Origin of the sequence: Aeromonas sp. S18(2024) (assembly GCF_041402525.1) — a bacterium.
Classification (GTDB): domain Bacteria; phylum Pseudomonadota; class Gammaproteobacteria; order Enterobacterales; family Aeromonadaceae; genus Aeromonas; species Aeromonas enteropelogenes.
Genome location: NZ_JBGLQV010000019.1, coordinates 21,367 through 27,820, shown reverse-complemented (window position 1 = coordinate 27,820; position 6,454 = coordinate 21,367). Strand labels below are relative to the sequence as shown.

The 6,454-nt window shown below is 55.2% G+C and carries 5 protein-coding genes; 1 reads left to right on the top strand and 4 read right to left on the bottom strand.

The annotated features are described in order from the left end of the window. Window positions 1-318 precede the first annotated feature (318 nt). From ACB034_RS20680 to ACB034_RS20665, 4 genes are all read right to left on the bottom strand, one after another. Window positions 319-2,250 (bottom strand): bifunctional diguanylate cyclase/phosphodiesterase, encoded by a 1,932-nt coding sequence (locus ACB034_RS20680; protein ID WP_042073415.1) that lies wholly within the window; start codon window positions 2,248-2,250, stop codon window positions 319-321. Between the two features lie 23 nt (window positions 2,251-2,273). After that, complete coding sequence (locus tag ACB034_RS20675; protein WP_371173641.1) at window positions 2,274-2,774, bottom strand: molybdopterin-binding oxidoreductase; 501 nt, start codon at window positions 2,772-2,774, stop codon at window positions 2,274-2,276. A 103-nt stretch (window positions 2,775-2,877) separates the two neighbouring features. Then, complete coding sequence (groL, locus tag ACB034_RS20670) at window positions 2,878-4,512, bottom strand: chaperonin GroEL (RefSeq protein WP_026457381.1); 1,635 nt, start codon at window positions 4,510-4,512, stop codon at window positions 2,878-2,880. A gap of 44 nt (window positions 4,513-4,556) precedes the next feature. After that, entirely contained in the window at window positions 4,557-4,850 is a 294-nt protein-coding gene (locus ACB034_RS20665) for a co-chaperone GroES (RefSeq protein WP_042026576.1), read from the bottom strand. A gap of 256 nt (window positions 4,851-5,106) precedes the next feature. Here ACB034_RS20665 and ACB034_RS20660 point away from each other — a divergent pair, with 256 nt between their 5' ends. Beyond that, window positions 5,107-6,441, top strand: coding sequence for an MATE family efflux transporter (locus ACB034_RS20660; RefSeq protein WP_371173642.1), 1,335 nt, complete (start codon window positions 5,107-5,109; stop codon window positions 6,439-6,441). Window positions 6,442-6,454: the final 13 nt, after the last annotated feature.

The following is a 6,454-nucleotide window of genomic DNA, read 5'->3' as shown; positions in this document are numbered from 1 at the left end:
TGCCCACACAGATTGCTTGATTCAAATTGTTAAAGAGCGACGCAGCTTTTGGCCGCTGCGGGAGTGGCATTCTACTCAACCGCCTTCTCGAGTCAAGCCTTATTTTCACAGGCTTTTCGATGCTACCGACTTGGCTGTTTGCGTTGCCGCTTGCCGTGTCGATGGAGGCGCATTATAGGGAGTGAATTCCGGCTGACAAGAGATAATTACGTATTTTTTTGATAAACCCAAACAACCGTTCAGATAACACCCAAAAAGAACAACCTTCGTACTAAATCAGCGCATCGCGCCTTAAAGACAGAAGCACACCTGGCACACTCAGCTTATATAAGAGACCTCCGGTTGTTGCCGCGCCAACCAGAGTTCCTCCATCTCCAGCAAGGTTTGATAGATTTTTTCGGCCTGTTCCGGGCGACTGAAGAGATATCCCTGTCCGTATAAATGGGTATCGGTCAAAGAGCGCAGTACATCCAGTTGGGCTTGCGTCTCAATCCCCTCACACACCAAGCTCTTGCCCAGCATGGAGCCCATCCTGCAAATGTTGGCAACCAGTTCAGATGCTTCAATGGACGTATCGATCCCCTGGATAAACGAGCGATCGATTTTCACCTTGCTGACTGGCAACTTCTGCAAGTAGCTCAGTGAGGAGTAGCCGGTTCCGAAATCATCGAGCGCCAGCAATACCCCCTGTTGATTTAGATCTTGCATCAGCTGCAGCGAATTTTTCACTTCCCGCATGGTGGTATCTTCAGTGACTTCCAACACCAGGCTGCTGGCTGGCAAGTGATGATCCATCAATGCCTTGGTAACCAGTTTGAGCAAATTGCGCTGATACATGCCGGGGGAGATATTCACGCACATCTGCAGGTCAACTAATCCGAGTTGATGCCATTGATATAGTTGTTCACAGGCCGTATTCAATACCCAGCTGCCCAACCGCTCGGCCAGCTGAAACTCTTCGGCCACCAGAATCACTTCATTGGGGGGGATAAAGCCGAGTTCCGGATGTCGCCAACGCAACAGGGCTTCAACGGCTTCACAGCGGCCGCTATCAAGATTGACGATAGGCTGGTAATAGAGCTCCAGGGCATTGTGTTCAAGCGCCATAACCATATCCGAGGCGAGATGCTTGCGCCGTGCCGTTTCATTGAGCAAGGAGCTGTCATAGATGACGTAGGGTACATGGGTCTTGCGGCTATGAAACAGCGCCTGTTCCGCACAACTGAGCAATTCCTGGGTTTTTTCACTGTCCATGGGGTAAAACGCTATGCCGATCCCCACATCCAACCGAAAAGGATAGTTATCGAATACAATATTCTGCTTGAGAGCATGTAACAAACGGGCCACCAACTCTCTTATCTGCCGCAGATCATTGCTGCCACGCTGGACAATGGCGAATTGATCACCACTCAGGCGGCAGCTCCACTCCCCTTCCTCACACAACACGCGGATCCGCTTGGCGAATTCGTGTAACAGGTAATCCCCTGTGTCATAACCAAACTTGCTGTTGATATCCCTGAAATCATTGATGTCCACCAGCACGAGTCCAAACGGTGCCTCCTGGGTTGCATACTGCTCCATTCGTTCAAGCAAGGCCACGCGATTGGATAAACCGGTCAGCGGATCCTGTCTGGCCGCCCTGAAATGGCGGCGGCCTTCATAAATAAGCAAGGCAGTAAGCAACAGTACCGAAATAATCAGGCCGGAAACCATCAACAGCAGGGCATTACGCAGTTGAGCAAAATGGCGATCGTTATCGGTGTAGATATTAATGTTCTTCTGCATCACTGAGGCGAGCGAATAAGAGAGGGGTTCTTGCAAGGGAGAGAGGCGCATCATGATCTGCTGATAATTGGGAGCACCACTCTTGAGGCGAATAATCTCGGGCTCTATGCTGCGGATATTGCTTTCGATCAGTTGCACCAGACGCAGGGTTTTCTGTTTGTCCTGCATGCTTTTGCGCAGTTGCCCGCTTAGCAAGATAGGGGTTCTGCTCCAGAGAATGTCATAGCGCAGCATGAGGGCATCGTGATCAATCCCGCCATAATGATACACCTCGACGGCATTGAGAAACCGCCCCAACTCCAGCTGCAACTGCATCAGGGCCCAGGAGACATCGTAGGTATATTTTTCCATCGCCCTCGTCGCATTCTGGATCTGCATCAGGCTGTAGAGCGTGCTCCCGGTGAACGACAGGATGGAAATGTACAGAATAACGAGCAATGGCCAGGCCCTGGTCTTTCCTTTCACCCCTTCTCCTGTCGCGTCAGCTGTCAGTGTTGTATGTCGATGGAACCAAGCTGCCAGATCATCATATCGGTATATTCGGAGCGTTTCAGCTCGGGATACTGATCCAGAGGCAGCATGAACCAGAGGGGCCCCTTGTCACGCACCCGCATCACAACCCCATCATCTTCCCATGCAAGTATGGGATCATACTTGGCCACTTTGCTCCATTCGATACCTATTTGATAGCTATTCAACGCCGTCAGGGTAATGTTGTCGCCATCCGCACCAACCGCAGCCAACACATCAGAAAGCTTGGGACCACGATAGGTGTGAGGTTTATCAACCCATGGATTCCCCGTTATTATCTCGTGCTGCGGCAATGCCTGGAGCCTGGCCAAATCAAACTGCACCTTGCCCCCCACATCTTCGGTCGACTTGATATTGCCACTCACGCTCAGGATCACGGGACCGGAGAGGGGCTCGGCCACGGCGACGGGGAGTGCAAGCAGCACATACAGCACAGGGAGCCATCCCAATAATTTCATATCAACCTCGCTCTTGTTGTTATCCAGACAGACTCAGTTTAGCCGTAGATAAAAAAACGGCCCGCCTTGGGCGAGCCGTTCTCAAACAGACAGGGAGCAATGATTACATCATGCCCATGCCACCCATGCCGCCCATGTCAGGCATGGCAGGAGCATCTTTCTTCGGCAGTTCGGTGACCATGCACTCGGTGGTGATCATCAGACCGGCGATGGAGGAGGCAAACTGCAGGGCAGAACGGGTTACCTTGGTCGGATCCAGGATACCCATGGCCAGCATGTCGCCATACTGCTCGGAGTAAGCGTTGTAACCGAAGTTGCCTTCGCCATTCTTGACGGCATTGGCAATGACGGATGCTTCTTCACCGGCGTTGATGACGATCTGACGCAGCGGGGCTTCCATGGCGCGCAAGGCAACCTTGATACCCACGTTCTGGTCTTCGTTATCACCGCGCAGATCGGCCAGCTTGGTCGCAACGCGAACCAGCGCTACACCACCACCGGCAACCACGCCTTCTTCCACAGCAGCGCGAGTCGCGTGCAGGGCATCTTCAACGCGAGCTTTCTTCTCTTTCATCTCGACTTCGGTGGCTGCGCCAACCTTGATCACGGCAACACCGCCAGCCAGCTTGGCTACGCGCTCTTGCAGCTTCTCACGATCGTAGTCGGAAGAGGTCTCTTCGATCTGCTGGCGGATCTGAGCAACGCGGCCCTCGATCACGCTCGCATCACCCACGCCATCGATGATGGTGGTGTTCTCTTTGGTGATGACGATGCGCTTGGCACGGCCCAGATCTTCCAGGGACGCTTTTTCCAGCTCCATGCCCACTTCTTCGGAGATCACGGTACCACCGGTCAGTACGGCGATATCCTGCAGCATGGCCTTGCGACGGTCACCGAAGCCCGGAGCCTTGACGGCAGCCACTTTCACGATGCCACGCATGGTGTTGACCACCAGGGTCGCCAGCGCTTCGCCTTCCACGTCTTCGGCGATGATCAGCAGGGGTTTGCCTGCCTTGGCCACGCCTTCCAGCACCGGCAGCATTTCACGGATGTTGGAGACTTTCTTGTCAACCAGCAGGATGAAGGGATCGTCCAGCTCGACGGAACCAGTTTCTTGCTTGTTGATGAAGTAAGGGGACAGGTAGCCGCGGTCAAACTGCATACCTTCAACCACTGCCAGCTCGTCTTCCAGGCCCTGACCGTCTTCAACGGTGATGACACCGTCACGGCCCACTTTGTCCATGGCTTCGGCAATCAGCTTGCCTACTTTCTCGTCGGAGTTGGCAGAGATGGTACCGACCTGAGCGATGGCATTGCCATCAGCGCACGGCTGGGACAGAGCCTGCAGCTCGGCAACGGCGGCAACGACGGCTTTGTCGATACCACGCTTCAGATCCATCGGGTTCATGCCGGCGGCAACGGCCTTCAGACCTTCGTTGACAATGGCCTGGGCCAGTACGGTTGCAGTAGTGGTACCGTCACCGGCGGCATCGTTGGCCTTGGAGGCAACTTCCTTGACCATCTGGGCGCCCATGTTCATGAACTTGTCTTCCAGCTCGATCTCACGAGCCACGGAGACGCCGTCCTTGGTGATGGTCGGGGCGCCGAAGGACTTGTCCAGCACCACGTTGCGACCTTTCGGGCCCAGGGTGACCTTGACGGCATCGGCCAGGATGTTTACGCCTTCCAGCATCTTGATGCGGGCTTCGTTACCAAACTTAACGTCTTTAGCTGCCATTTTTCTTCAATCCTTAAATCAATTCGGGGAAAAGTGAGGATGGATTACTCTTCGACAATCGCCAGGATGTCGGTTTCGGACAGGATCAGTACCTCCTGGCCATCCAGCTTCTCGGTCTTCACGCCGTAACCTTCGTTGAAGATCACCTTGTCACCGACCTTGACGGCCAGCGCTTTGACATCGCCATTATCCAGGATCCGGCCAGTCCCTACGGCAAGCACTTCACCACGGGTGGACTTCTGAGCCGCAGTACCAGTCAACACGATACCGCCGGCGGATTTGGCTTCAGCTTCGATGCGCTTGATAATGACGCGGTCGTGCAGTGGACGAATTTTCATCGATAACTCTCCCAAAATGAGTCTCATTGTTGCTTTGAGGAATGGCCGTTCCGGGCCAAATCAGGTATGTCCCTGATGTGGGGCAGAGTTGTTAACCCTTCAAGGGCAAATACAAAAAAAATTTTTTCACGTACTATGAGCACCTTCGATTGTTCATCGGTGCCCTCACCATGGAACGGACCGGCCAACCCGTCTCTTTCATGTCAGAACCGTCAACGCCAGATGTAGAGACGAGCCCTTGACCCACACCAACCCCATGCTGACAGCGCCCGCACCAGTCGTACTGCGCCGGATGACGGGGCCCATGATCCTCGGCATCGTCGCCATTCTGGCCTTCAACCTGATTGATACCTTCTTTATTGGCATGCTGGGCACCCAGGCGCTGGCGGCTATCAGCTTTACCTTTCCGGTGACTTTTGTGGTTACCTCGCTGGCCATGGGGCTCGGGGCCGGGTTGTCCGCCGTGATCGGCCATACCCTGGGACAAGGCAAGCATGAGGAGGCGGCACGCATCACCACCGACAGCCTGTTTCTGGCGGTAACCATGGTGAGCCTGCTCTCCATCGGCGGCGCCCTGACCATAGACCCCCTCTTCACTCTGCTGGGCGCCAGTCGCGAACTGATTTCGCTGATCCACGATTACATGCTGATCTGGTACCTGACTGTTCCCATGCTGGTACTGCCCATGGTGGGCAACGCCGCCATCCGGGCTACCGGGGATACCAAGACCCCCAGCCTGGTGATGACGGTCGCAGGACTGGTCAACGGGGTACTGGATCCCCTGCTCATCTTCGGCATTGGTCCCTTCCCCGAGTGGGGGATCCGGGGCGCGGCCATCGCCACCTCCATCTCCTGGATGATGGCCATGCTGGTCAGCTTCTATATATTGCGTCACCGGGAAGGGTTACTGTTGTGGCGTCTCTCTGCTCGCCCCAGATTGCTCGCCCACTGGCGGGCCCTGCTTCATGTGGCCGTGCCGGCCTCCTTTACCAATATGCTCAATCCCTTGGCCAATGCCGTGTTGATGACCATCTTTGCGGGTCTGGGCACCGAAGTGGTGGCCGCCTACGGTGCTGCGTCACGGGTCGAGGCCTTGCTACTAATCGTGATGATGGCGCTCTCCTCGGTGCTCGCCCCCTTCATTTCACAAAACTGCGGGGCAGGCAATCCTGCCAGAGCCAGAATGGCGCTACAAAGTTGCATGCGATTTGCCCTGCTGTTCCAGTTCGCCGTTTACGGCCTGACCTGGCTGCTGGCGCCCCTGATTGCCAAGCTGTTTAGCGATCATCCGCAAGTGGTGCGCCTCATCATCCTTTATCTGCATCTGGTCCCCATCGGTTACGGCTTTCAGGGAATGGTGATGTTGCTGGCGTCCGCCTTGAATGGCGTAAGGGCATCCAGTATCTCGTTCCTGTTCAACGGTCTGCGGCTGTTTGTCTTCTTGTTGCCAGGGGCCTGGCTGGGGGCAAAGCTGGGGGGGGAACAGGGGATCTATCTTGGAATACTGCTGGCCAACCTGCTGGCGGGTTCACTGGCCTGGTGGTATGCCCGCCACCGCTTTGAGGCGTTGTGCCATCTGGGCAATCCCTGACGCACAACGCCCC

Bases quoted from the DNA above. Each gene is read 5' to 3' on its own strand.
- ACB034_RS20675 (WP_371173641.1), bottom strand. From the start codon at position 2,774: ATGAAATTATTGGGATGGCTCCCTGTGCTGTATGTGCTGCTTGCACTC.
- groL (WP_026457381.1), bottom strand. From the start codon at position 4,512: ATGGCAGCTAAAGACGTTAAGTTTGGTAACGAAGCCCGCATCAAGATG.
- ACB034_RS20665 (WP_042026576.1), bottom strand. From the start codon at position 4,850: ATGAAAATTCGTCCACTGCACGACCGCGTCATTATCAAGCGCATCGAA.
- ACB034_RS20660 (WP_371173642.1), top strand. From the start codon at position 5,107: ATGCTGACAGCGCCCGCACCAGTCGTACTGCGCCGGATGACGGGGCCC.